Below are 25,312 nucleotides of genomic sequence, written 5' to 3' on the forward strand. Positions count from 1 at the left end.
CGCGCCATGCGGGCGTTTTTCATGCCGCCGCGCCGATTAATCGCTTGATAATCAACCGCCCTCCGATGATATAGTCGCTAAAGACACAACATCCTCCCCCGGGCATCGCCTATACCCATATCTATAAGAAATAGCGGGGGAAATTTAATGCGAAAAGGAGTTATCCATGGAATATGCCGTATCGGTAGAGTCTTTCCTGTCCTCGTTACAACGCCATAACCCCCACCAGCCGGAATATTTGCAGGCGGTGCGCGAAGTATTCACCTCGCTGTGGCCGTTTATCGAACGCAACCCGCGCTATCGCGAACAGGCGCTGCTGGAGCGCCTGGTGGAGCCCGAGCGCGTCATTCAGTTCCGCGTCAGCTGGGTGGACGATCGCGGCCAGGTGCAGGTCAACCGCGCCTTCCGCGTGCAGTTCAACTCGGCCATCGGCCCCTATAAGGGCGGCATGCGCTTCCACCCGTCGGTAAACCTGTCGATCCTGAAATTCCTCGGTTTTGAGCAGACCTTCAAGAACGCGTTGACCACCCTGCCGATGGGCGGCGGCAAAGGCGGCTCCGATTTCGATCCAAAGGGCAAAAGCCAGGGCGAGATCATGCGCTTCTGCCAGGCGCTGATGACCGAGCTGTATCGCCATCTGGGCCCGGACACCGACGTGCCGGCCGGCGATATCGGCGTCGGCGGCCGCGAAGTCGGCTTTATGGCCGGCATGATGAAGAAACTGTCCAACAATACCGCCTGTGTATTTACCGGCAAGGGCCTCTCCTTCGGCGGCAGCCTGATCCGCCCCGAGGCGACCGGCTATGGCCTGGTGTACTTTACCGACGCCATGCTGCAGCGCCACGGTCTGGGCTTTGAGGGCATGCGGGTGGCGGTGTCCGGCTCCGGCAACGTAGCGCAGTACACCATCGAGAAAGCGCTGGAACTGGACGCGCGCGTGATCACCGTGTCGGATTCCGGTGGCACTCTGGTAGACGAAGACGGCTTCACCACCGAGAAGCTGGCACACCTGGCGGAGATCAAAAACCAACGCTACGGCCGGGTGGCAGACTACGCCCGCGAACGCGGCCTGACGTATCTGGCGGGCCAGCAGCCGTGGAACGTGCCGGTGGATATCGCCCTGCCGTGCGCCACCCAGAACGAACTGGATCTCGAGGCGGCGCAGACGCTGATCCGCAACGGAGTGAAGGCGGTAGCGGAAGGCGCCAACATGCCGACCACCATCCAGGCCACCGACGCCTTCCTCGACGCCGGCGTGCTGTTCGCGCCGGGCAAGGCGGCCAACGCCGGCGGCGTCGCCACTTCGGGCCTGGAGATGGCGCAAAACGCCGCGCGCATCGGCTGGCGGGCAGAGAAAGTGGATGTACGTTTACAACATATCATGGCGGATATTCACCACGCCTGCGTGGAATACGGCGGCGAAGGCAAGCAAACTCACTACGTACACGGCGCGAACATCGCCGGTTTCGTCAAGGTCGCGGATGCCATGCTGGCGCAGGGCGTGCTGTAATCCGCCTTAAAGGTGATCTTGTTCACACATCGATTAAATGCTTCAATGCCGGCCTCTGCGCCGGCATTTTTTTATGCTTTCACGCCATCAAAATGATGCCACAATGTTAATAAATTGTTAATTTATAGTTATTTACTGCGAATTAATCGGTAGTAAATTTACCACCACTAAATAATTAAACATTTATTTAACATTAAATTCGTCATTATTTTACTTAAATGTGCGCAGATCACATTTCATTAACTTCAGCTACGCCCCCTCTTCCATTCCTTTGTAATCTGCAGCGGTGGAAAAACCGCCACCCCTACAGATAAAAAAGGTACAGCTAATGAAATTTAACCTCGCATTATTAAATGCATGTGTGGTTTCTGCGTGCATGTTATCGACAACACCTGTGTTCGCCGCTGAGAAATATGAGATTGCCGTAGTCGCCAAAGTGACCGGCATTCCGTGGTTCAACCGCATGGAAGTGGGCGTCAACGAAGCGGCGAAAAAACTTGACGTCAACGCTTACCAGACCGGCCCTTCTACGCCGGATCCGGCCGCGCAGGTCAAGGTGATTGAGGATCTGATCGCCAAGAACGTCAACGCCATCATCGTGGTGCCGAACGACGCCAAAGTGCTGGAGCCGGTGCTGAAAAAAGCACGCGACAAAGGCATCGTGGTGCTGACCCATGAATCCCCGGACCAGCAGATCGGCCAGTGGGACATCGAGACCATTGACAGCGAGAAATACGCGCAGGCCAACGTCGATGAGCTGGCGAAAGACATGGGCGGTAAAGGCGGCTACGCGATCTACGTCGGCTCGCTGACCGTGCCGCTGCACAACGCCTGGGCCGACTCCGCCATCAAATACCAGAAAGAAAAATACCCGGACATGTTTGAAGTCACCTCGCGCTTGCCGGTGGCGGAAAGCATCGACAAATCCTATGCCACCACGCTGGATCTGATGAAAACCTATCCGCAGATGAAGGGCATCATCGGCTTCGGCTCGCTCGGCCCGATCGGCGCCGGCCAGGCGGTGGCCAAGAAACGCGCCAAGGACAAGATCGCGGTGGTGGGCATCGCCATGCCGGCGCAGGCCGCCCCTTACCTGATGCGCGGCGACATTAAAAAAGCGCTGCTGTGGGATCCGAAAGACGCCGGTTATGCGCTGGTGACGGTGGCCGATCAGCTGCTGCAAGGCAAAGAAGTGAACAAAGACCTGGCGATCGAGGGCCTCGGCAAGGCTGACGTCGACATGGACCACAAAGTGATTCGGTTTAATAAGATTTTGGAAGTCACCAAAGACAACGCCCAATCGCTTGGATTCTGATTTTTCGCGTAATTTCGCTACACCGGGAAAGTAGTTAAACCCTCGTAGGGGCGCAGCTTGCTGCGCCCAGGGCTTCGGCCGCTACGTAAGCACAGGTTAACGTTATGACAGCCTCCCCCGCATTTATCACCCTGGAGAATATCAGCAAGCGATTCCCAGGCGTACTGGCATTAGACCAGATCAACCTGACGCTGAATAAAGGCGAAGTGCACTGCCTGGCCGGGCAAAACGGCTGTGGCAAAAGCACCATCATTAAAATCATCTCCGGCGTCTATCAGCCGGAAAAAGGCGCCAATATTTCGCTGGAAGGCAAACTTTTCCACGCCCTGACGCCACAGCTGTCCGGTTATTACGGCATACAGGTGATCTACCAAGACCTGTCGCTGTTCCCTAATCTGACGGTAGCGGAAAACATCGCCATCCACCGTTACCTGCCCGGCGGCCGCTTCTGGGTGCGCAAGCGATTGATGCGTCAGACGGCGCTCGACGCCATGGCGCGAGTCGGCGTACGCATCGATCCTGATAAAAAGGTGGAAAAACTGTCGATCGCCGATCGGCAACTGGTGGCGATTTGCCGCGCCATCGCCGCCGAGGCGCGGCTGGTTATCATGGACGAACCGACCGCCTCGCTGACGCGCCAGGAGGTCGACGGCCTGCTGCGGGTAGTTAACGAACTGAAGGCGGCCGGCATCTGCGTGGTATTCGTCAGCCACAGATTGGATGAAGTGATGGAAGTCGCCGATCGCATCAGCGTGATGCGCGACGGCAAGCTGGTGGGCACCTGGCCGGCCAGCGACCTGGACAGCCATGAACTGGCGTTCCTGATGACCGGCCAACGCTTCCATTACAGCCCGCTGCCGCCGCTGCCGCCGGCCGAACAGGCGCCGCTGCTCGAGGTGCGCAACCTCAGCCGCGGCGAGAAATACCGCAACGTCAACTTGGCGCTGCGCGGCGGCGAGATCGTTTCTATCGTCGGCCTGCTCGGCGCCGGCCGCACCGAACTGTGCCTCAGCCTGTTCGGCATGACGCGGCCGGACAGCGGCGAAATCCGCATCGAGGGCCGGGCGGTGCAGCTGCACAACAACCGCGAAGCGGTGCGCCACGGCATCGGTTATGTGTCGGAGGATCGCCTGACACAGGGGTTGATCATGGAACAATCGATCTACGACAACACCATCGTCACCGTCTTCGATCGGCTGCATACCTCGCTCGGGCTACTGGATCACGCCAAGGCGACCGAGCTGGTCAACCGGCTGATCCGCGATCTGAACATCAAGGTGTCCGACAGCGCATTGCCGGTGAAAACCCTGTCCGGCGGCAACGCCCAGCGTATCGCCATCGCCAAATGGGTAGCGACCCAGCCGAAGATCCTGATCCTCGATTCGCCCACCGTCGGCGTGGATATCGCCAACAAAGAAGGGATCTACCAGATCGCGCGCGATCTGGCGCAGCTGGGCATGGCGGTGCTGATGATCTGCGACGAGATCCCGGAAGCCTATTACAACAGCCATCGGGTGATGGTGATGCGCAAGGGCGAGCTGATCGCCGAGTTTGCGCCGCACCAGAGTACCGAACAACAGATCGCCGAGGTGGTGAATGGATAAGTCATTATTGGCCCGCCTGGCCGGGCGGCACGAGTTTTATCTCGGCCTGTTGGTGCTGCTGCTGGCGATCGGCCTGAGCGCCGGCACCGACGAATTTCTGACGCTCGGCAACCTGACCGACGTCGCCACCAGCTACGCCATTCTCGGCATCCTGGCCTGCGGGCTGTTCGTGGTGCTGATCGCCGGCGGCATCGACATTTCGTTCCCGGCGGTCACCGCCATCGCCCAGTATGTGATGGCCAGCTGGGTGATCCAGCACGGCGGCAGCTTCCCGCTGGCGTTCGCCCTGGCGATCGGCGTCGGCCTGCTGCTCGGGCTGGTGAACGGTTTTCTGGTGTACTGGCTGAAGGTGCCGGCGATCATCATCACCATCGCCACCCTTAACCTGTTCTATGGCCTGCTGGTGTACGCCACTAACGGCACCTGGCTTTACGGCTTCCCGGACTGGTTCATGAACGGCATCAACTGGTTCTCGTTCCAGGGCGCCGACGGCTACGACTACGGCCTGACGCTGCCGCTGCTGTGCCTGCTGGCGACCATCGTCGTTACCGGCGTGCTGATGAACCGCACCCGGCTGGGGCGCCAGATCTACGCCATGGGCGGCAACCGCGACGCCGCGTCGCGCCTGGGGTTGAACCTGCTGCGGCTGCATTTTTGCGTCTACGGCTACATGGGCATTCTGGCCGGCGTCGCGGCGGTGGTGCAGGCGCAGATCACTCAGTCGGTGGCCCCCAATTCGCTGCTCGGGTTCGAGCTGACGGTATTGGCGGCGGTGGTGCTGGGCGGTACCAGCATGAGCGGCGGCCGCGGCTCGTTGACCGGCACCCTGCTCGGCGTGGTGTTGCTGGCCTTCCTGCAGAACGGACTGACGCTGCTCAGCGTCTCAGCCTATTGGCACCAGGTATTCAGCGGCGCGATCATTTTGATCAGCATCAGCACCACCGCCTGGAACGAAAAACGCAAGCTGCTCAAGGAGATCTGACATGACGCAGTTAACTCGGTTGATCCCAAACGATCGGATCATTCGCCTGCAGGGCGCGATCATCATCGCGGTGGCGCTGCTCTTCGCCGGGCTGCTCGGATCGCGCTTCTTCAGCCTCGGCAACTTCCAGTCGATCGCCTCGCAGCTGCCGATCCTCGGCCTGCTGGCGCTCGGCATGGGCATCACCATGCTGACCGGCGGCATCAACCTGTCGATCATCGCCGGCGCCAACGCCTGTTCGCTGGTGATGGCGGCGATCATCGTCAGCCATCCCGATCAGCCGTTGTTCCTGGTGCTGGCACTGTTGGCCGGCCTGCTGGTGGCAGTGGCGATCGGCGCGCTGAACGGCGTGCTGGTGGCCTGGATCGACGTTTCGCCAATCCTCGCCTCGCTCGGCACCATGACGCTGATCACCGGCCTGAACATCCTGCTGTCCAACGGCGCGGTGATCTCCGGCTTCCCGGCGGCGATTCAATTTCTCGGCAACGGCGCCGTGCTCGGCGTACCGGTGGCGCTGATCCTGTTCCTGCTGGTGGCAGCCGGGCTGTGGCTGCTGTTGGAGCACACCACGCTGGGCCGCAGCCTGTACCTGATCGGCTCCAACGAACAGGCCACCCGCTTCAGCGGCGTGAACACCGCGCGGGTGCAGATCGCGGTGTATATCCTGTCGGCGCTGCTCGGCTGGGGCGCCGCCCTGCTGATGATGGCTAAATTCAACTCGGCCAAGGCCGGCTACGGCGAATCTTATCTGCTGGTGACCATTCTGGCCTCGGTGCTGGGCGGCATTAACCCGGACGGCGGTTTCGGCCGTATTCTGGGGCTGGTGCTGGCGCTGATCGTGCTGCAAATGTTGGAAAGCGGCCTCAATCTGCTGGGGGTCAGCAGCTACCTGACCATGGCCCTGTGGGGCGGCGTGCTGATCCTGTTTATCGCGTTACAGAATCGAAAAGTTTAGGTTGCGCCCCGTCATTGAACGTGGCGCCGACGCAGACCCAAAATTCCGCTATCAAGGCGGAAGGTGCAGGGCATAGCGAGTCTATGTCCAAACCTGACAACGCAGAAAGCGGGATTTTGGGGCGAGTCCCTTCGGGCTGGGGCCATTTAAGCGCGCAGCATCGTTATTCACCGCTTATTTGGGCCCACCAAACTTCACGGCTCACGCCTTGCTTCGCGCTTAAATGACCGCCAGCGGCGCTCACGGGCAATGGCGAGGCACAACCTTTAGGAGAAAATAATGGCGAGCTATTTTATTGGCGTAGATGTGGGCACCGGAAGCGCGCGCGCGGGCGTATTCGATCTCAATGGCCGCATGGTCGGCCAGGCCAGCCGGGCCATCGATCTGTACCGGCCGAAGGCGGATTTCGTCGAGCAGTCGTCGGATAACATCTGGCAGGCGGTGTGCAATGCGGTGCGCGACGCGGTCAACCAGGCCGACATCAACCCGATCCAGGTCAAAGGGCTGGGCTTCGACGCCACCTGTTCGCTGGTGGTGCTGGATAAAGAAGGCAAACCGCTGACCGTCAGCCCCTCCGGCCGCACCGAACAGAACATCATCGTGTGGATGGATCACCGGGCGATCGCCCAGGCCGAGCGCATCAATGCCACCAAACACCGGGTGCTGGACTTCGTCGGCGGCATTATCTCGCCGGAGATGCAGACGCCGAAACTGCTGTGGCTGAAACAGCACATGCCCACCACCTGGGCCAACGCCGGTTACCTGTTCGATCTGCCGGACTTCCTCACCTGGCGCGCCACCCAGGACGCCACCCGTTCGCTGTGCTCGACGGTGTGCAAGTGGACCTATCTCGGCCACGAACAGCGCTGGGACAAGAGCTACTTCCAGCAGATCGGGCTGGAAGACGTGCTGGAACATGACGCGGCCAAGATCGGCAGCGACGTCAAAATGATGGGCGAGCCGCTGGGCCACGGCCTGACCCAGCGCGCCGCCGGCGAGATGGGGCTGATCGCCGGCACGGCGGTGAGCGTGTCGATCATCGACGCCCACGCCGGCACTCTCGGCACGCTGGGCGCCACCGGCGTCTCCGGTGAGGTGGCCGACTTCAACCGCCGCGTCGCGCTGATCGGCGGCACCTCCACCGGCCACATGGCGATGTCGCGCACCGCGCGCTTTATCGGCGGCGTCTGGGGGCCGTATTACTCGGCGATCCTGCCGGAATACTGGCTGAACGAGGGCGGCCAGTCCGCCACCGGCGCGCTGATCGACCACGTCATCCAGTCGCACCCGTGCTACCCGGAGCTGCTGGCGCAGGCGAAAACCCAGGGCCAGACCATCTATGAAGTGCTGAACGCCATTCTGCGCCGCATGGCCGGCGAGCCGGAGAATATCGCCTTCCTGACGCAGGACATCCATATGCTGCCGTACTTCCACGGCAACCGCTCGCCGCGCGCCAACCCGACGCTGACCGGCATCCTGACCGGGCTGAAGCTGTCGCGCACGCCGGAGGACATGGCGCTGCACTACCTGGCCACCATTCAGGCCATCGCGCTCGGCACCCGCCACATCATCGAAACCATGAACCACAGCGGCTACAGCATCGACACCATCATGGCCAGCGGCGGCGGCACCAAGAACCCGATCTTCGTGCAGGAGCACGCCAACGCCACCGGCTGCGCCATGCTGCTGCCGGAGGAGAGCGAAGCGATGCTGCTGGGCGGCGCCATGATGGGCACCGTGGCGGCGGGCGTGTTCGACACCCTGCCGGAGGCGATGAGCGCCATGAGCCGCATCGGCAAGACGGTCACGCCGCAGACCAACCAGATAAAAAGCTACTACGACCGCAAATACCGGGTATTCCACGAGCTGTACAACGACCACATGAAATACCGCCGGTTGATGCAGGAGGAGGCGTGATGCAGCAGGAATGGCGGCAGGCTGTGCAGGGTTGGCAAACCTACAGCCAGGAGCTGGCGCAGCTGGGCGAGCGCCTCGACGCGCGCACCTGGCAGCGGCTGCTGGCGCTGCTGGCCGACTGCCGCGGTAAAATCGCCGTCACCGGCGTCGGCACCTCGGGGATTGCGGCGCGCAAGATAGCCCACATGCTGGCCTGCGTGGAACGGCCGGCGGTCTACCTCGACGCCACCGGCGCGGCGCACGGCGATCTGGGTTTTCTGCGCGCCGACGATCTGCTGATCCTGATCTCGCGCGGCGGCAATTCCGACGAGCTGACCCGACTGCTGCCGACGCTGCAGGCCAAGGGCGTGACGCTGATCGCGGTGACGGAAAACCCGCATTCCGCCATCGCGCAGGCGGCGCAGCTGACGATCGCCACCGGGGTGCAAAAGGAGATAGATCCGCTGAACATGCTGGCCACCACCTCAATTGTGCTGGTGTTGGCGATCTTCGACGCCGCCTGTGCCTGCCTGATGGCGCGCAGCGGTTACGATAAGGACACCTTGCTGGCGGTGCATCCGGGCGGTGGCGTGGGGAAAAGCTTGCGGGAGGAAAACTGAGGGCCCGACACGGCGGGCCCGGCAGACATTACAGCGGCATGTAGATATCGAAACGGTGGCTTTTGGTCAGCGTGGCGGCATGCGCCGGCACGTCGGCCAACGGCGGCGCGTAGTCCGGGCGTTTCACCACCACGCGCTTGGTCGCCAAGCGGCGGGCCGGTTCCAGCAGGCCGTCGGCGTCATCGTCGCTGCCCACCAGCGATTGAAACACCCGCATCTCTTTCTTCACCAACGCGCTTTTCTGCTTGTGCGGAAACATCGGATCGAGATACACCACCTCGGGGCGCGGGCTGAGATCCGCCAGCGCCGTCAGGCTGGAGGCATGCAGCAGCGTCAGACGCTCGCGCAGCCACGGGCCGATTTCCGCATCCTGATAACCGCGCTGCAGGCCATCGTCCAGCAACGCCGCCACCACCGGATTGCGCTCCAGCATCCGCACCCGGCAGCCCAGCGCCGCCAGCACGAAGGCGTCGCGCCCCAGCCCGGCGGTAGCGTCCACCACGTCCGGCAGGTAGCTGCCCTTGATGCCGACTGCCTTGGCCACCGCCTCGCCGCGGCCGCCGCCGAAGCGGCGCCGGTGCGCCATGGTGCCGGTGACGAAATCGACGTAGATCCCACCGAGCTTAGGCTCGTCGCGCTTGCGCAGCTCCAGCCGCTGCGGGGTCAGTACCAGCGCCATCGACGCGTCCTCGTCGGACGTCAGCTGCCAGCGCTGCGCCAAAACAGACAAGGCGCCGGGATCGGCGCCTGCTTCACACAATAAACACACGCTCACGTGTCGGGTTATCCTTTAATGCCGTAATGGCGCAGCATAGCATCCAGCTGCGGCTCGCGGCCACGGAAGCGTTTGAACAGCGCCATCGGCTCTTCCGAACCGCCGCGCGACAGGATGTTGTCGAGGAAGGATTTGCCGGTTTCGGCATTGAAAATTCCCTCTTCTTCGAAGCGCGAGTAGGCGTCGGCCGACAGCACTTCCGCCCACAGGTAGCTGTAGTAACCCGCCGCATAGCCGCCGGCGAAGATGTGGCTGAAGGCGTGCGGGAAGCGGCCCCAGCTTGGCGAAGGCACCACCGCCACCATTTTCTTCACTTCCGCCAGCGTCGGCAGGATCTGCGCCCCTTTTTCCGGGCTGTATTCGAAGTGCATGCGGAAATCGAACAGGCCGAACTCAAGCTGGCGCAGGATGAACAGCGCCGCCTGGTAATTCTTGGCCGCCAGCAGCTTGTCGAGCATAGCTTTCGGCAGCGGCTCGCCGCTCTGGTAGTGGCCGGAGATAAACGCCAGCGCTTCCGGCTCCCAGCACCAGTTTTCCATAAACTGGCTCGGCAGTTCGACCGCATCCCACGGCACCCCGTTGATACCGGAGACGCCGGCAGTATCGATCTGCGTCAGCATGTGGTGCAGACCGTGGCCGAACTCGTGGAACAGCGTGGTCACTTCGTTATGGGTGAACAGCGCCGGCTGATCGCCCAGCGGGCGGTTGAAGTTGCAGGTCAGGTAAGCGACCGGTTTTTGCAGCGTGCCGTCGGCCTTGCGCAGGCTGCCGACGCAGTCGTCCATCCAGGCGCCGCCGCGTTTGTTTTCGCGGGCGTACAGATCGAGATAGAAGCTTCCGCGCAGCTCGCCGTTAGCGTCGAACAGATCGAAGAAGCGCACGTCCGGATGCCAGGTTTCCACGTCTTTACGCTCTTTGGCGGTGATGCCGTAGATGCGTTTCACCACTTCGAACAGCCCTTCCACCACCCGCTGTTCCGGGAAGTACGGGCGCAGCTGCTCGTCGCTGATGGAGAACAGGTGCTGCTTCTGTTTTTCGCCGTAATAGGTGATGTCCCAGGCTTCAAGCTCGTCCACGCCATAGTGCTGTTTGGCGAAGGCGCGCAGCTGCGCCAGCTCCTGCTCGGCCTGCGGGCGGGCGCGCTTGGCCAGATCGCTCAGGAAGCCGATCACCTGCTCCGGGCTTTCCGCCATTTTGGTCGCCAGCGACTTGTCGGCGTAGGTGTCGAAGCCCAGCAACTGAGCCAGCTCGTGGCGCAGCGCCAGCGTTTCCGCCATCACTTCGCTGTTGTCCCATTTGCCGGCGTTCGGCCCCTGATCGGAGGCGCGGGTGGCGAAGGCGCGGTACATCTCTTCACGCAGCGCGCGGTTGTCGGCATAGGTCAACACCGGCAGGTAGCTCGGCATATCCAACGTCAGCAGCCAGCCTTCCTGCTCTTTGGCCTGCGCCATCGCCTGTGCCTGCGCCAGGGCGCTCTCCGGCAGGCCGCTCAGCTCGGCTTCGTCGGTAATCAGTTTGCTCCAGCCCATGGTGGCGTCGAGCACGTTGTTGCTGTAGGTGGAACCCAGTTCGGACAGGCGCGCGACGATCTCGCCGTAGCGCTGCTGTTTATCCGCCGACAGGCCGATGCCCGACAGTTCGAAATCGCGCAGCGCGTTGTCCACCGCCTTGCGCTGCGGCACGCTCAGCGCCTCGAACGCCGCGCCTTCTTTCAGGCTGCGGTAAGCCTGGTACAGCCCTTCGTGCTGGCCGACCCAGGTGCCGTATTCAGACAGCAGCGGCAGCGCCTGCTCATAGGCGGCGCGCAGCTCCGGGCTGTTTTTCACCGAGTTCAGATGCCCGATCGGCGACCAGATGCGCGACAGGCGATCGTCCGACTCCGCCAGCGGCTGACACAGGTTATCCCAGGTGAACGGCCCCGGCTGCGCCACCACGCGCTCTACCGCGGCGCGGCAGTCCGCCAGCGCGGATTGCACCGCAGGCACGATATCTTCAGGGCGGATCGCCGAGAACGGCGGCAGGGAAAACGGGGTCAGCAACGGATTTGTCATAGGGCAGTCCTGATTAGCGTTGGGGCCCGCCACGAGGGCGAGCCTTAAAATGCGTATGAATCTCTAACATGGAGCCAGGCAGCAGGAAAATCAATGCCCGGCGTTGATCGTTCGTGCCTTAAACGGCGCTTTGGCGGATGCGGGCGGCCAGCGCCGCCAACTGTTCGTCGTCGGCGCGCGCGGCGTCGTGGGAGGAGATATAGCCCTCGTAACGTTCGAAAAACTTCGGCGAGGTCGATTCGATCGGCCGCCACTGCTCCAGCGACGCGGTGCCGTGCAGCGGGATCAGTTTGGCGTGCACATGATCGACGCCGTAGCCTTCGAACACCATGCCGCAGCGGCCGACGTCGTCGAACGCGCGGTCCAGCTGCTTCGCCACCCGCTTGGTCGCCAGCATCAACGAGCTCAACACCTCGTCCGGCAGGTCAAAGGCGTAGCTCGGGTGGTGCGCCTTGGGGATCACCACGCTGAAACCGTCGGTGTTGGGAAAGATGGACAGGAAGGCCAGATGGTTGTCGTCTTCCCAGATTTTATGGCACGGCGTCTTGCCCGCCACGATGTCGCAAAAAATGCAGCTCATCCTTTCTCCTTGTGATTCACAGCGTTTCAACCAGTTCGAACTCTTCGAACACCAGCCACATGTCCGGCGCAAAAGTGCCCTCGCGGGTAAAGAACGCCTGATGCCCCTGGCGCCAAAACGCCAGGCTTTTGTCGCCTTCGCCCTCCTTGGCCGCCATCTCGGCGGTCACCCGATCATAGCGCACCAGGCGCAGCGCCAGGGTTTTGATCACGCAGGCCGGTTCGCCGCGGCCGTCGAGAATAATGTTATCGTCGCCGACCATCGGCGTTTGCTCCCGGCGATAGCTCGCATAAGAACAGCAAGTGGCGGTCTTCTCCCCGCTCAGCACCAACTGCAGCAGTTCATCGGCCAGCTCGGGGCCGTCGCCGAACGCCCAGCGCGCCGCGTCGGGGTAGTTCGCCAAAATCGCCTGTTTGCTCATTGTTCTGTCCCTTTCTGTGAACGTCTGCGACAACGGAGTCCAGTTTTTCCCGGCCAGACAGTTTATACTGTGCAGATTATAAGCCTTATTGCATTGAATGCTCCGCCTGCGGAGCACAAGGAATCGCCACCCGTCATGTTAAGTTATCGCCACAGTTTCCACGCCGGCAACCACGCCGACGTGCTCAAGCACACCGTTCAGAGCCTGATCATCGAGTCGCTGAAGGAAAAAGAGAAGCCGTTCCTGTATCTGGATACCCACTCGGGCGCGGGCCGTTATCAGCTCAGCGGCGAACACGCCGAGCGCACCGGCGAATACCTGGAAGGTATCGGCTTGCTGTGGCAACGCGACGATCTGCCGGAAGAGCTGGCGGCCTACATGAGCGTGGTGCACAACTTCAATCGTTCCGGCACGCTGCGCTACTATCCCGGCTCGCCGCTGATCGCTCGCCAGCTGCTGCGCCCGCAGGACAAAATCCACCTGACCGAGCTGCACCCGAGCGACTACCCGCTGCTGCGCAGCGAGTTCCAGAAAGACGAGCGCGCCAAAGTGCAGCGCGCCGACGGCTATCAGCAGCTGAAATCCCAACTGCCGCCCCTGTCGCGCCGCGGCCTGATCCTGATGGACCCGCCGTATGAAATGAAGACCGATTACCAGGATGTGGTCAAAGGCATTCAGGAAGGTTACAAGCGTTTCGCCACCGGCACCTACGCGCTGTGGTACCCGGTCGTGATGCGCCAGCAGATCAAACGCATGCTGCGCGATCTGGAAGCCACCGGCATTCGCCGCATTCTGCAGATCGAACTGGCGGTGAAACCCGACAGCGATCAGCGCGGCATGACCGCCTCCGGCATGATCGTCATCAACCCGCCGTGGAAGCTGGAACAGCAGATGAAAAACGTGCTGCCATGGCTGCACAAGGTGCTGGTGCCGTCGGGCATCGGCCACCATCTGGTGAACTGGGTGGTACCGGAATAATCCCCGGCAGGGCGCGGTTCGCCGCGCCCTGCGTCCACCTATCGCAGCCATCGACGCAATCTTTGCGACAAACCCCGGTCAGGCGTTAAACTCTTACCCTCTTCAAATTCACAACTCATGGAAATCCCAGATGACGAAACATTACGATTATCTAGCAATTGGCGGCGGCAGCGGCGGTATCGCATCGATCAACCGGGCAGCCATGTACGGCCAAAAGTGTGCGCTGATTGAAGCTAAAGAGCTGGGCGGCACCTGTGTAAACGTGGGTTGTGTACCGAAAAAAGTCATGTGGCACGCGGCGCAGATCGCCGAGGCCATCCATCAGTACGGCCCGGACTACGGCTTCGACACCACCGTCAACGCCTTCGACTGGAAAAAGCTGGTCGCCAACCGCACCGCCTATATCGACCGCATCCACAACTCCTACGATAACGTGCTGGGCAAGAACAAGGTCGACGTGATCAAAGGCTTCGCGCGCTTCGTGGATGCACACACCGTGGAAGTGAACGGCGAGACGATCACCGCCGACCACATCCTGATCGCCACCGGCGGCCGCCCGAGCCATCCGGCTATTCCGGGCGCGGAATACGGCATCGACTCCGACGGCTTCTTTGAGCTGGACGCCATGCCGAAGCGCGTCGCCGTAGTCGGCGCCGGCTATATCGCCGTGGAGATCGCCGGCGTGCTGAACGCGCTGGGCGCGGAAACGCACCTGTTCGTGCGCAAGCACGCGCCGCTGCGCAGCTTCGATCCGATGATCGTCGAAACCCTGGTGGAAGTGATGAACACCGAAGGGCCGAGCCTGCACACCGAATCGGTGCCGAAAGCGATCGTCAAGAACGCCGACGGTAGCCTGACACTGCAGCTGGAAAACGGTAAAGAATTCACCGTTGACTGCCTGATTTGGGCCATCGGCCGCGAACCGGCGACCGACAACCTGAACCTCGGTGTCACCGGGGTGAAGACCAACGAACAAGGCTACATTGACGTCGATAAGTTCCAGAACACCAACGTCAAAGGCATCTACGCCGTAGGCGACAACACCGGCGCGGTAGAGCTGACCCCGGTCGCCGTGGCCGCCGGCCGCCGCCTGTCCGAGCGCCTGTTCAACAACAAGCCGGACGAGCACCTGGACTACAGCAACATCGCCACCGTGGTGTTCAGCCACCCGCCGATCGGTACCGTCGGTCTGACCGAACCGGAAGCCATCGAGAAGTTCGGCGCGGACAACGTGAAGGTGTACAAATCTTCCTTCACCGCCATGTACAGCGCCGTGACGCAGCACCGCCAGCCGTGCCGCATGAAGCTGGTGTGCGCGGGTAAAGAAGAGAAGATCGTCGGCCTGCACGGTATCGGCTTCGGCATGGATGAAATCCTGCAGGGCTTCGCCGTGGCGGTGAAGATGGGCGCGACCAAGAAGGACTTCGACAACACCGTGGCTATCCACCCGACCGCAGCGGAAGAGTTCGTCACCATGCGCTAACCGCTGCGGTTAGCCCATTCTCAGGCCGGGTAAACACCGGCCTGTTCTTTTTGTGCGGTTTACTATTCCCTTCGCACCCGCCTGCTTTTTCTGCCATTATTCTGCCTGATAAATTAGCGGGACTGATACAACCTCCCCGCGCCTCTGGAGAACACCGATGCTGTTCAAACTATGCAAAACCCTTGCGATGGCCTGCGTGGCCCTGATTATCGCCCAGAGCAGCGCGCTCAGCTTTACCCTGGAAGTGGCGGGCAAGATCGATAACGTGACCGACCCGGTCAACAAAAGCTATCTGTTCACCGATAAACAGCTGTTGGCGATGCCGGTGCGCAGTATCACCACCTCCACTTCCTGGACGCCGCAGAGAAAATTCGAAGGGATTTCGGTGGCCGATATCCTGGAACGCGTCGGCGCCAAGGGCGAGACGCTGACCTTCTACGCGCTGAACGATTATTACATCGACGTGCCGCTGTCCGACGTCAAAAAGTACAACATGATCCTGGCCTACAAGATGGACGGGGAGATGCTGAAGCTCAGAAACTTCGGCCCGCTGTTCCTGGTTTACCCGCGCGACGCCGCCGGGCCTGAACTGAACTCACCGTTGTACAACTCGCGCTTTATCTGGCAAGTCGACAGGATCGTGATCAAATGAAGCTGACGACCTTTAAGAACGGCAGCAGGCTGGCGATCCCGGCCATCTTCGCCGCGCTGTTTCTGGTAGCGTCGACCGTCACGCTCTATTACTACAGCGCCACCCTGTCGAAGAAAGGGCTGTATGCCATCGCCGGCACGCAGGAGAACTACTCGTGGTCGATCGCCAAGTTCTCCATCAAGCTGGCAGAGTTCGACACGCTGGTCGAGCAGCAGAGCCACGCTGCGCAGGTGGACAACGACAACCTGCGGCTTCGGTTCGAAATCCTCTATTCGCGTTTTTACGTGCTGGAAACCGTCTCCGAATCGACCCAGCCGCTGTACGCCGAGCCAGGCTACCCGGAAGTGGTCAAACAGATGCGCCTGCAGATGGACCGCATCGACAAGCTGCTGGACAGCCCGAAAATCGACTTCGGCCAGGTTTCCGCTGCCATGAAGGCCATTAAGCCTTACTCGATCGAAATGGCCAACCTGACCGACCACGCCGAGGTGAAGCAGCGCACCGCCGCCTATGAGGACTATATCGAGAAACGGCACATTATTTTCTATGGGCTGGTGATCGTCATGTTCTCGGTGATCGCGCTGGTCGCCATCACCCTGATCGTGTTCCGCCAGCAGCGGCTGACCATTCGCCAGCAGGCCAAGGCCATCGAGGCGGAGAAAGCGACGCGCACCAAAAACGCCTTTCTCGGCGCCATCGGCCATGAGCTGCGCACCTCGTTGCAGAGCGTGATGTCGGCCATCGACGTGCTGGTGAATACCCGGGTATCAGCGGAGCATGCGGACACCTTCCAACGCCTGGAGACCGCCGCGCAGCAGATCGAAAGCCAGATGAAGGATCTGACCGACTACGCGCACCTCGACAGCGGCATGATGGAATTGCGCATCGTGCCGTTCGACGCACAGAAGCTGATCGCGGAGACCGCCAACGAAATCGCCACCCTGACCCGCAAAGAGCAGGTCAAACTCAGCTGTGAAGTGGAATGCAGCCACCTGCTGGTGCACTCCGATCCGCTGCGCATCCGGCAGATTATCGTCAACCTGCTGACCAACGCCTACAAGTACACCGAAAGCGGCAGTATTACGCTGCACAGCTGCCTGCGCCGCCAACCGGGCGGCAGTTCGCTGATTATCGAAGTGACCGACACCGGCATCGGTATCGAAAAGGACCAGCTCGATCAGATCTTCAAACCCTTTACGCAGTTGGATCAATCGCATACCAAGCAGTATGCCGGCGTAGGGATGGGGCTGGCGATCGTGCACGGCCTGGTGACACTGCTCGACGGCACCATCACGGTGTACAGCGAAATCAGGAAGGGCAGCACCTTTATCGTCAGCATTCCGGTGCAGATCAGTGAAGAAGAACGCGCCGGCGAGCCCACTGCCGCCAATGCCCCTCTGCAGCAGAAGCCGCAGCAGGTGTTGGTGGTGGATGACAACAAGTCGGTGGGTGACGCCTTTGCGGCGCTGCTGGACAAGCTGGGTTATCAGCACGAACTGTGCGACTCGCCGGAGCGCGCGCTGCAGAAACTGCTCAGACGCCCTTACGACGCGCTGTTGCTGGATCTGCAGATGCCGGGCATCGACGGCGCCGCCCTGGCCAGACAGCTGCGCAACCGTCGCGGCCCCAACCGCCATGTGCCGATCATCGGCATCAGCGCCTACACGCCGGAGCAGTTGACGGCGGATCAGCGCGCCCTGTTCGACAACTACCTGATGAAACCGGTTCGGCTGGATGCGTTGTCAAACGCGCTGGCCGAGGTATTCCCCGCTAAAGATTAAAACAGCGTTGCAGTGCGGCTTCGATCACATGGAGCCGCACCGGTTTTTCATAAGGGCCGAGCACGTCGTACTCGCGCATCGCCTGAGCGATCTCAGACTCGCGTCGGTCGGTGCCCAACTCGCCGGTCAGCACCAGCACCGGCGCATCCGGGTTGTCGGAAGCGCGAATGGTGGCGATACAGCGATCCGCCGTTTCCTCGCCGATCAGCCAGTCCACCACGTAACCGTCGAACAGGCTTTGGTGCAACGCCTGGCAGAAGCTGTCGACATCGTAAAACGCCACCGCGTTGAAACCGCAGCCACCGAGATACTTGGCCAGCTCATCGGCCGCCTGATGCGAATCGTCCAATACCGCAATGCTCAGCCGCTCGTCGTCGCCGTAGCCGGGCCGGATTTCGATCAGATCGACACCGTAACGCGGTCCTGCCGGCGCCTCATCGGCGCGATAGATATGCCACTGTCCCTCCGCGCGCAGCGCCACAAATTCCGCCGGCCGCCCGGCAGAAAGCTCGTCGCCAATGTGCCCGACGCAAGGCATCGCCACCCCCGCCACGAAAAAGATGGCATCACGCGCCATGTTTGGCTCGGGAGTCTCGTGTTCGGCCCCCAAATCGGCGATCGCCGCCGGCGTTTCTCCCAACGCGGCCGCGACGCTGTTGATCTGTTCCAGCGTCCAGGGGCTTTGCCCTTTCAGTTTGCGGTGCGCATGTGAAAAACTCAGATCCAAGATGCGGCTGAGTTCTCGGGCATGCTGACGTTTTCCAATCCCATAATGTAAAAACAGCTCCCTGACCCGATTGGCAATCGACTGTGAATCGAATTTTTGATGATTGTTATCCATTTGTTCCTTCGATTTTTTTTACTGATTTATCAGTCGTTTTGATTATTTCTGATGAAAAAGCCACACCTAAAACTAGCATCCCATGCAATTATGCGTTAAAAACGTTGCTTGACATACCATGTTGCATCGTCAAACATGGTATCAAAAGAGACATACAGCAATACACTATAAAAAATAACACCAGCACGTTTTTTAATAATAACCATAGTAACACCAGGGAAAATTTGTTCCGTTGCCGCTACTGAGACGATGCCCACATCGCTCGGACTGCACAAACCAAACGGGGCTTGAGCCTTTAGCGCTAATCTGTTTTACCCACTTTTAAGCCGGGATCCGTCAGGGTCCCGGTTTTTTATTGCCCCTGGCGCCGCGCCATCATACGTTCTCACCCCGCGGCCGCAAATAAAAACGGAGCCGGCATGCCGGCTCCGTTGTCCTTGAGATCGCCGTTGAAGGTCAGAAGCGCCAGGTGAAGCCGGCGTTGACGCTGTTGTCCTGATGGTGCTGCGACAGCAGCCCGCCGTAGCCCAGCGACAGCGTGGCGTTTTCGTTCACCGCCACTTCCGCTCCCGCCTTCAGCACCATCCCGTCGCGCGAGACCGGCACGCTGTCCACCACGAACGGCGCGTTGCCCCCGTTGAACCGCAGCCCGGTGCCACGCTCCAGCCCGCCGTACTGGTGTTGCCACCCCAGCTCGCTGCGCAGCGCCACCGTCGTGCCCGGGGTCACCTGCCATTCGGTGTCCGCACGCAGCCCCAGCGTCGACACCGTCGCGTCGGTATGCTGTTTGTCCCCGCGCAGCGCCGCTGCGCCGCCGCTTTCCGCAATGCCGTTGTTCTCAAAGTTCACGTACGCCAGGTTCACGAACGGCTCCAGGTTCAGCCACTCACCCTGCACGCTGTAGCCCGCTTCCGCGAATAGCTGCTCGGTGCGCGCGCTGTACTTCGCCGTGTCACGGTCCGACTGCATCCCGTAGTTCACCGACCGTTTGGTGTCGATGCGGTGCCAGGTGTAGCCCGCCCCGCCGCGCAGCGCCAGTGCCCCGAACTGCTTGTCGCCGTACGCCGCCAGGTGGTAGTTGTCGCTGTCCGCCTTCGACCCGTACCCGCCGTGCAGCGAGGTGCGGGTGTAGCCGGTCGCCACCCCCAGCCGCCAGTCGGCCGCCGCCGCCGAGTCCAGCCCCACCAGCACCCCGTAAGTCGAGGCCTGATAGCCGGTGGCGTTGGCGTCACCTGACGCGTGGTCCCACGCCCCCAGCAGCTGCGCCCAGGCGCCATCCTCGTCCGCCTTGATGGCCGACGAGCTCGCCAGCCCTTCCGCCTGACGCAGGCGCCCGTTCAGCGCCTCACGCAGGTAGCGGCTGTCGTTCACCAGCGCCGACGCGATATCCGCATGGATTTGCCCCGACAGCTGACGGAACGCCTGCCGCGCCTCGCCCGCCGTGCCGCTGTTGAGCAGGCTCTCGTACACCGGATTGCCCGCCGCCAGCGCATCCGCCGCCGCCGCCGCCGCCCGCTCGTTCGGCGTCTGCGCCACGCTGGCGAAGCTCGTGCCGTTGCGCCCGACGCTCAGCGTCACTCCGGTCGGCTGGTAGCTCAGCCCGGTGCCGAGGAACAGGTAGTTCGGCGCCACCGCGTCAAACTGCCCGCTCACCCCCTGCTGCGCGCTCAGAATGGTGTACTGCTGCCCCAGCAGGCTGCGCACCTCGCTTTGCGTCAGCAGGTTGGCGCTGTTCTCCAGCGTGACCGCCACCTCGCCGCCGCCGATCGTCGCCAATCCGCCGCTCTGGATCCGATCGCTCCGGCCGTTCGGCCCCACTTCCACCGCGTAGCGCGAACCCGGTTCGAAGCTGACGTTGCCCGCCACGTTCAGGGCGCCTATCGAGTTGCCCGGCGCCACGGTGCCGCCATTACGGGCGGTCAGCGAACCGACCGTGCCGCTGCCGCCGACGATGCCGCCACTCTGCACGCTGACGGCCGAGGTGACCGAGCCGTTGATCGCCAGCCGCCCCTGATTGACCAGCGTCGGGCCGGCATAGGTGTTGTTACCCGTCAGCTCCAGGATTCCTGCACCCTCTTTGGTCAGGCCGCCGTGGCCGGAAATGTCGTTGGAGTAGATTTCCCACCCACAGTGGAAATCATCACATTTCCTGGCGTGCAGCGTACCGGCATCCACCTCGGCGCCCCTCCCCGGAATATTGGCGACAAACTGGGTCGGGCCGTAGGCCACGCCCGTCGGATCAGGAATGCGGAACTCCGCAGGAATATCCTCGGCGGTATAGAACATGCCCGGGCCGTTGATGGCCTTGCCCAGATTGATCATCCCCCAGCCATAGAGCGCGTCGATGCCCGGCGCGCCCATATCGGTGGCGGTGGTTTTCAACACGTCGGCAATCTGTGCCGAAGTCATGTATGGGAAGCGCTGCAGCAACACCGCTACCGCGCCGGTGACGTGCGGCGTCGCCATCGAGGTGCCGTTTTTATTGCCATAATCCGAAACCAGATTGGCCGGATCGGAACCATTGGCCACGGTGCTGTAGATTTTGCTGCCCGGCGACGAGACGCAGAAGCTGGCGGTATAGCCGCAGCGGGAAGAGAAGCTGCTGATGGTGTAAGGCACGCTGTTGGCCGATGCCGCATCCTGCGCCACGCTGGCAACCGACAGCCAGTTCGGCGCGATGTCCGGCACGAAGTAGGCCAGCCCGCTGATCACATCCGGTTGGTTGTAGTTGCCGTCGTTGCCGGCGGCGAACAGCACCAGAATATTTTTGCGCGCCGCGTCGATGGCGCCCTGATAGCCTGCGCCGGCCAGGCTGCCGAGCAGCGGTTTGACCTGATCGAATTGTTCCTGTGCATCCTTCAGCTCGAAGTGCAGCGCATTAGGATCGCGGCCGCCGTCGGACAGGAAGTCGGGAATACTGACGCCCCAGCTGTTGTTGATCACCCGCGCACCGCTCTTGATCATCGCCTGCCAGCCGGCATTGGTGACGGCGCCGTCCAGACCGAGGAATTCGCCGTAGGCCGGGCCATCGTTGTCGTTATCGACGCTGATCACCTGCGAATCGAAGGCCACACCGTGCATGCCGACACCATCGCGATTGGCAGCGCTGATCCCCGCGACGTGCACCCCGTGATTGCTCAGCATGCCCTGTGAACCGCTGTAGAAGTGGAAGGTGCCGTCGAAGTAAAAGCGGTCGCCGGCGTTGATGCCCGGCCGGTGCGGATCGGTGTAGGCCCGGTAACCTTCGGTGACCACGTTGATCAGTTTACCGTCGCCGGCGAACTCGGGATGCCGGTTGACCGGGGTATCGAAAATGCCCACCTTCTGCCCTTTGCCGGTATAGCCGGCGGCGTAAGCCTCATCGGCGTGGATCGCCCCCAGCCCCCAGTTGGCGTTGAACTCGGCATTGCGCCAGCTGGCCGGATCGCCTGGCTGGCCGTTCACCTCGTGCGGCGCCGCCTGCGCATACCCCGCCAGCGCCATGCAGCAGACCAGCGCGTTCAGCCGCCACGGTGAGCGACGAACGTTTCCTTTGCTATCAAAACCCATTGTTGTTGTCATTTCCTTACCTTTTGCTTGTTATTGGCCGGCGCCCCAGGTGCGCCGGGTTCTCATTAGCAGGATGTGAAAAAGGAACCGCCCGCAGACGGTTCCCATACAAGGATTGAGTCGATGTTGCTTAGAAGCGCCAGGTGAAGCCGGCGTTGACGCTGTTGTCCTGATGGTGCTGCGACAACAGCCCGCCGTAGCCCAGCGACAGCGTGGCGTTTTCGTTCACCGCCACTTCCGCTCCCGCCTTCAGCACCATCCCGTCGCGCGAGACCGGCACGCTGTCCACCACGAACGGCGCGTTGCCCCCGTTGAACCGCAGCCCGGTGCCACGCTCCAGCCCGCCGTACTGATGTTGCCACCCCAGCTCGCTGCGCAGCGCCACCGTCGTGCCCGAGGTCACCTGCCACTCGGTGTCCGCACGCAGCCCCAGCGTCGACACCGTCGCGTCGGTATGCTGCTTGTCGCCGCGCAGCGCCGCTGCGCCGCCGCTTTCCGCGATGCCGTTGTTTTCGAAGTTCACGTACGCCAGATTCACGAACGGCTCCAGGTTCAGCCACTCACCCTGCACGCTGTAGCCCGCTTCCGCGAACAGCTGCTCGGTGCGCGCGCTGTACTTCGCCGTGTCACGGTCCGACTGCATTCCGTAGTTCACCGACCGTTTGGTGTCGATGCGGTGCCAGGTGTAGCCCGCCCCGCCCCGCAGCGCCAGTGCCCCGAACTGCTTGTCGCCGTACGCCGCCAGGTGGTAGTTGTCGCTGTCCGCCTTCGACCCGTACCCGCCGTGCAGCGAGGTGCGGGTGTAGCCGGTCGCCACCCCCAGCCGCCAGTCGGCCGCCGCCGCCGAGTCCAGCCCCACCAGCACCCCGTAAGTCGAGGCCTGATAGCCGGTGGCGTTGGCGTCGCCTGACGCGTGGTCCCACGCCCCCAGCAGCTGCGCCCAGGCGCCATCCTCGTCCGCCTTGATGGCCGACGAGCTCGCCAGCCCTTCCGCCTGACGCAGGCGCCCGTTCAGCGCCTCACGCAGGTAGCGGCTGTCGTTCACCAGCGCCGACGCGATATCCGCATGGATTTGCCCCGACAGCTGACGGAACGCCTGCCGCGCCTCGCCCGCCGTGCCGCTGTTGAGCAGGCTCTCGTACACCGGGTTGCCCGCCGCCAGCGCATCCGCCGCCGCCGCCACCGCCCGCTCGTTCGGCGTCTGCGCCACGCTGGCGAAGCTCGTGCCGTTGCGCCCGACGCTCAGCGTCACCCCGGTCGGCTGGTAGCTCAGCCCGGTGCCGAGGAACAGGTAGTTCGGCGCCACCGCGTCAAACTGCCCGCTCACCCCCTGCTGCGCGCTCAGAATGGTGTACTGCTGGCCCAGCAGGCTGCGCACCTCGCTTTGCGTCAGCAGGTTGGCGCTGCTCTCCAGCGTGACCGCCACCTCGCCGCCGCCGATCGTCGCCGATCCGCCGCTCTGGATCCGATCGCTCCGGCCGTTCGGCCCCACTTCCACCGCGTAGCGCGAACCCGGTTCGAAGCTGACGTTGCCCGCCACGTTCAGGGTGCCTATCGAGTTGCCCGGTGCCACGGTGCCGCCATTACGGGCGGTCAGCGAACCGACCGTGCCGCTGCCGCCGACGATGCCGCCGCTCTGCACGCTGACGGCCGAGGTGACCGAGCCGTTGATCGCCAGCCGCCCCTGATTGACCAGCGTCGGGCCGGAATAGGTGTTGTTACCCGTCAACACCAGGGTGCCGATACCCTGTTTGGTCAGGCCGCCATGGCCGGAGATGTCATTGCTCCAAAAGTCCAGGCCGCAAAGATCGCTGCTGCAGACGCGCTCGGTCGGTTTACCCTTGTCCAGCACCGCGCCGACGCCCGGCAGATCCACCACGAACTGTGGTGAACCGTAAGCGCCGTTGACGCGAAACTCTTCGGGAATGTCCTGCTCGGTAACCAGCATGCCCGGGCCGTTGATGGCCTTGCCCAGGTTGATCATTCCCCAGCCGTAGAGTGCATCGATGCCCGGCGCACCCATATCGGTGGCGGTGGTTTTCAGCACTTCCGCCACCTGTGCGCCATTCAGATACGGGAAACGCTCCATCAGCACCGCAACACTGCCGGCCACGTGCGGCGCCGCCATCGAGGTGCCGCTTTTATTGGCATAGCCGGTCGTAAGGTCGTCCACACCGGTGCCCGCGATCACCGAGCTGTACACCCGGGTACCCGGCGCAGAAACGCAGAAGCTGGCGGTATAGCCGCAGCGGGAAGAGAAGGTGCTGATGCTGTAATCGCCGCTATTGGTGGGATCTTGCAAGCTGGCGACCGACAGCCAGTTCGGCGCGATATCCGGCACAAAATAGGCCAGGCCGGCCATGGCGTCCGGGTTGTTCAGGTTGTAATCGTTACCGGCAGCGAAAATGGTGACCACGCCGCTGCGCGCCGCGTCGATCGCGCCCTGATAGGCGCCGCCGGGATTGGTGCCGAGGATCTGTTTGATCTGATCGAACTGCTTTTGCGCGTCGTTCACCGTGAAGTGTGGATAAGCCGGGTCATAACCGCCTTTATCGAATTTTTCGGTGATACCGATACCCCAGCTGTTATTGATGATGCGCGCGCCGCTGGCCACCAGCGCCTCCCAGCCGGCCTGGTAAACCGCGCCGTCGTTACCGAGCACAATGCCGTCTTCCGGGCCGGGATCGCCGTTTTCTGCGCTGATAATCTGCGCGTTGAACGCCACCCCGTGCATGGCGCCGCCGTCGCGGCTGCCGGCGGCGATGCCGCCCACGTGGGTGCCGTGCGAGCCTAATTTGCCGCTGGAGTCGGTGCTTGGCGTACCGTCATAGCGGAAGTCATCGCCTTTTTTCACCGGAATATAGGGATCGGTGTATTCGCGGGTGCCATGGGTAACCAGATTGATCACCTTGTCAGGACCGGAAAACTCGGGGTGCTTGGCGTAGACCGGCTGATCGAAAATGCCGAGTTTGATGCCTTTGCCGGTATAACCGGCGGCGTAGGCTTGGTCGGCGTGGATCGCCCCCAGCCCCCATTCCGCGTTGAACTCGCTGCTGCGCCAGCTGGCCGGATCGCCCGCTTTGCCGTTCTCTATATAGGTGGCGGCCTGCGCCCCGCCGATCGCCGTCAGGCAGATCAGCATCGCGCTCCACTGTGCGCGATGAACGCCGATTTCAGGCCAGCCGAAGGCCGCCCGAGCGGATTTGACTCCTCTAAGTTTCTTCTCCATCCCAGATACCGTCCGTTGTTGTTTGCAAATGTTTTATAAGATTTTTTGTGTAACAGTTTGGTAACACCAAATAAATAAAGCACAACAATC

18 protein-coding genes are annotated in these 25,312 nt (G+C 62.1%); 11 read left to right on the forward strand and 7 right to left on the reverse strand.

Annotation, left to right across the window (positions count from 1 at the left end; translation table 11 throughout):
- The first annotated feature begins 166 nt into the window (after window positions 1-166).
- The 7 genes from gdhA (at window position 167) to EGY12_RS06425 (ending at window position 8,882) form a co-directional block, all read left to right on the forward strand.
- Window positions 167-1,510 (forward strand): NADP-specific glutamate dehydrogenase, encoded by a 1,344-nt coding sequence (gene gdhA, locus EGY12_RS06395; RefSeq protein WP_033649380.1) that lies wholly within the window; start codon window positions 167-169, stop codon window positions 1,508-1,510.
- 328 nt (window positions 1,511-1,838) lie between these two features.
- A complete protein-coding gene (locus EGY12_RS06400) occupies window positions 1,839-2,825 on the forward strand; it encodes an autoinducer 2 ABC transporter substrate-binding protein (protein ID WP_123892921.1) in 987 nt (328 codons plus the stop codon).
- 104 nt (window positions 2,826-2,929) lie between these two features.
- Window positions 2,930-4,429 carry a sugar ABC transporter ATP-binding protein gene (locus EGY12_RS06405; protein ID WP_123892922.1) on the forward strand — a complete coding sequence of 500 codons (1,500 nt, stop codon included), beginning with the start codon at window positions 2,930-2,932 and terminating at the stop codon, window positions 4,427-4,429.
- Window positions 4,422-5,411: an ABC transporter permease gene (locus tag EGY12_RS06410; RefSeq protein ID WP_015379367.1), complete on the forward strand. Its 990-nt coding sequence runs from the start codon at window positions 4,422-4,424 to the stop codon at window positions 5,409-5,411. The genes EGY12_RS06405 and EGY12_RS06410 overlap by 8 nt, the downstream gene beginning before the upstream one ends.
- 1 nt (window position 5,412) lies before the next feature.
- Entirely contained in the window at window positions 5,413-6,366 is a 954-nt protein-coding gene (locus tag EGY12_RS06415) for an ABC transporter permease (protein ID WP_123892923.1), read from the forward strand.
- A 279-nt stretch (window positions 6,367-6,645) separates the two neighbouring features.
- Window positions 6,646-8,283, forward strand: a complete 1,638-nt coding sequence (locus EGY12_RS06420) for an FGGY-family carbohydrate kinase (protein ID WP_033649383.1) — start codon at window positions 6,646-6,648, stop codon at window positions 8,281-8,283.
- Entirely contained in the window at window positions 8,283-8,882 is a 600-nt protein-coding gene (locus tag EGY12_RS06425) for an SIS domain-containing protein (protein WP_060433490.1), read from the forward strand. The genes EGY12_RS06420 and EGY12_RS06425 overlap by 1 nt, the downstream gene beginning before the upstream one ends.
- Before the next feature lie 28 nt (window positions 8,883-8,910).
- Here EGY12_RS06425 and rsmJ read toward each other — a convergent pair whose 3' ends face one another.
- The 4 genes from rsmJ to EGY12_RS06445 all read right to left on the reverse strand — a co-directional run bounded on the left by rsmJ (window position 8,911) and on the right by EGY12_RS06445 (window position 12,709).
- Window positions 8,911-9,657, reverse strand: coding sequence for a 16S rRNA (guanine(1516)-N(2))-methyltransferase RsmJ (rsmJ, locus tag EGY12_RS06430; RefSeq protein ID WP_123892924.1), 747 nt, complete (start codon window positions 9,655-9,657; stop codon window positions 8,911-8,913).
- A gap of 8 nt (window positions 9,658-9,665) precedes the next feature.
- A complete protein-coding gene (gene prlC / locus EGY12_RS06435; protein WP_123892925.1) occupies window positions 9,666-11,708 on the reverse strand; it encodes an oligopeptidase A in 2,043 nt (680 codons plus the stop codon).
- 118 nt (window positions 11,709-11,826) lie between these two features.
- Window positions 11,827-12,288 (reverse strand): HIT family protein, encoded by a 462-nt coding sequence (locus tag EGY12_RS06440; RefSeq protein WP_123892926.1) that lies wholly within the window; start codon window positions 12,286-12,288, stop codon window positions 11,827-11,829.
- Between the two features lie 16 nt (window positions 12,289-12,304).
- Window positions 12,305-12,709, reverse strand: coding sequence for an ASCH domain-containing protein (locus EGY12_RS06445; protein WP_123892927.1), 405 nt, complete (start codon window positions 12,707-12,709; stop codon window positions 12,305-12,307).
- 135 nt (window positions 12,710-12,844) lie between these two features.
- Here EGY12_RS06445 and EGY12_RS06450 point away from each other — a divergent pair, with 135 nt between their 5' ends.
- The 4 genes from EGY12_RS06450 to EGY12_RS06465 all read left to right on the forward strand — a co-directional run bounded on the left by EGY12_RS06450 (window position 12,845) and on the right by EGY12_RS06465 (window position 17,603).
- Window positions 12,845-13,687, forward strand: a complete 843-nt coding sequence (locus EGY12_RS06450; RefSeq protein ID WP_004931012.1) for a 23S rRNA (adenine(2030)-N(6))-methyltransferase RlmJ — start codon at window positions 12,845-12,847, stop codon at window positions 13,685-13,687.
- Window positions 13,688-13,817: 130 nt separating this feature from the next.
- Window positions 13,818-15,170, forward strand: a complete 1,353-nt coding sequence (gene gorA, locus EGY12_RS06455; RefSeq protein WP_123892928.1) for a glutathione-disulfide reductase — start codon at window positions 13,818-13,820, stop codon at window positions 15,168-15,170.
- Window positions 15,171-15,327: 157 nt separating this feature from the next.
- Window positions 15,328-15,822 (forward strand): molybdopterin-dependent oxidoreductase, encoded by a 495-nt coding sequence (locus tag EGY12_RS06460; protein WP_033636391.1) that lies wholly within the window; start codon window positions 15,328-15,330, stop codon window positions 15,820-15,822.
- On the forward strand, window positions 15,819-17,603 hold the full coding sequence (locus tag EGY12_RS06465) for an ATP-binding protein (protein ID WP_123892929.1): 1,785 nt from the start codon (window positions 15,819-15,821) through the stop codon (window positions 17,601-17,603). The genes EGY12_RS06460 and EGY12_RS06465 overlap by 4 nt, the downstream gene beginning before the upstream one ends.
- On the opposite strand, the gene EGY12_RS06470 is transcribed toward EGY12_RS06465, so the two are convergent.
- From EGY12_RS06470 to EGY12_RS06480, 3 genes are all read right to left on the reverse strand, one after another.
- Window positions 17,593-18,444 (reverse strand): helix-turn-helix domain-containing protein, encoded by an 852-nt coding sequence (locus EGY12_RS06470; RefSeq protein ID WP_123892930.1) that lies wholly within the window; start codon window positions 18,442-18,444, stop codon window positions 17,593-17,595. The two genes, EGY12_RS06465 and EGY12_RS06470, sit on opposite strands and share 11 nt — an antisense overlap.
- A gap of 456 nt (window positions 18,445-18,900) precedes the next feature.
- Window positions 18,901-22,005 (reverse strand): autotransporter outer membrane beta-barrel domain-containing protein, encoded by a 3,105-nt coding sequence (locus EGY12_RS06475; RefSeq protein ID WP_371415417.1) that lies wholly within the window; start codon window positions 22,003-22,005, stop codon window positions 18,901-18,903.
- 118 nt (window positions 22,006-22,123) lie between these two features.
- Complete coding sequence (locus tag EGY12_RS06480; protein ID WP_123895564.1) at window positions 22,124-25,135, reverse strand: autotransporter serine protease; 3,012 nt, start codon at window positions 25,133-25,135, stop codon at window positions 22,124-22,126.
- Window positions 25,136-25,312 lie beyond the last annotated feature (177 nt).

Origin of the sequence: Serratia sp. FDAARGOS_506 (assembly GCF_003812745.1) — a bacterium.
Classification (GTDB): domain Bacteria; phylum Pseudomonadota; class Gammaproteobacteria; order Enterobacterales; family Enterobacteriaceae; genus Serratia.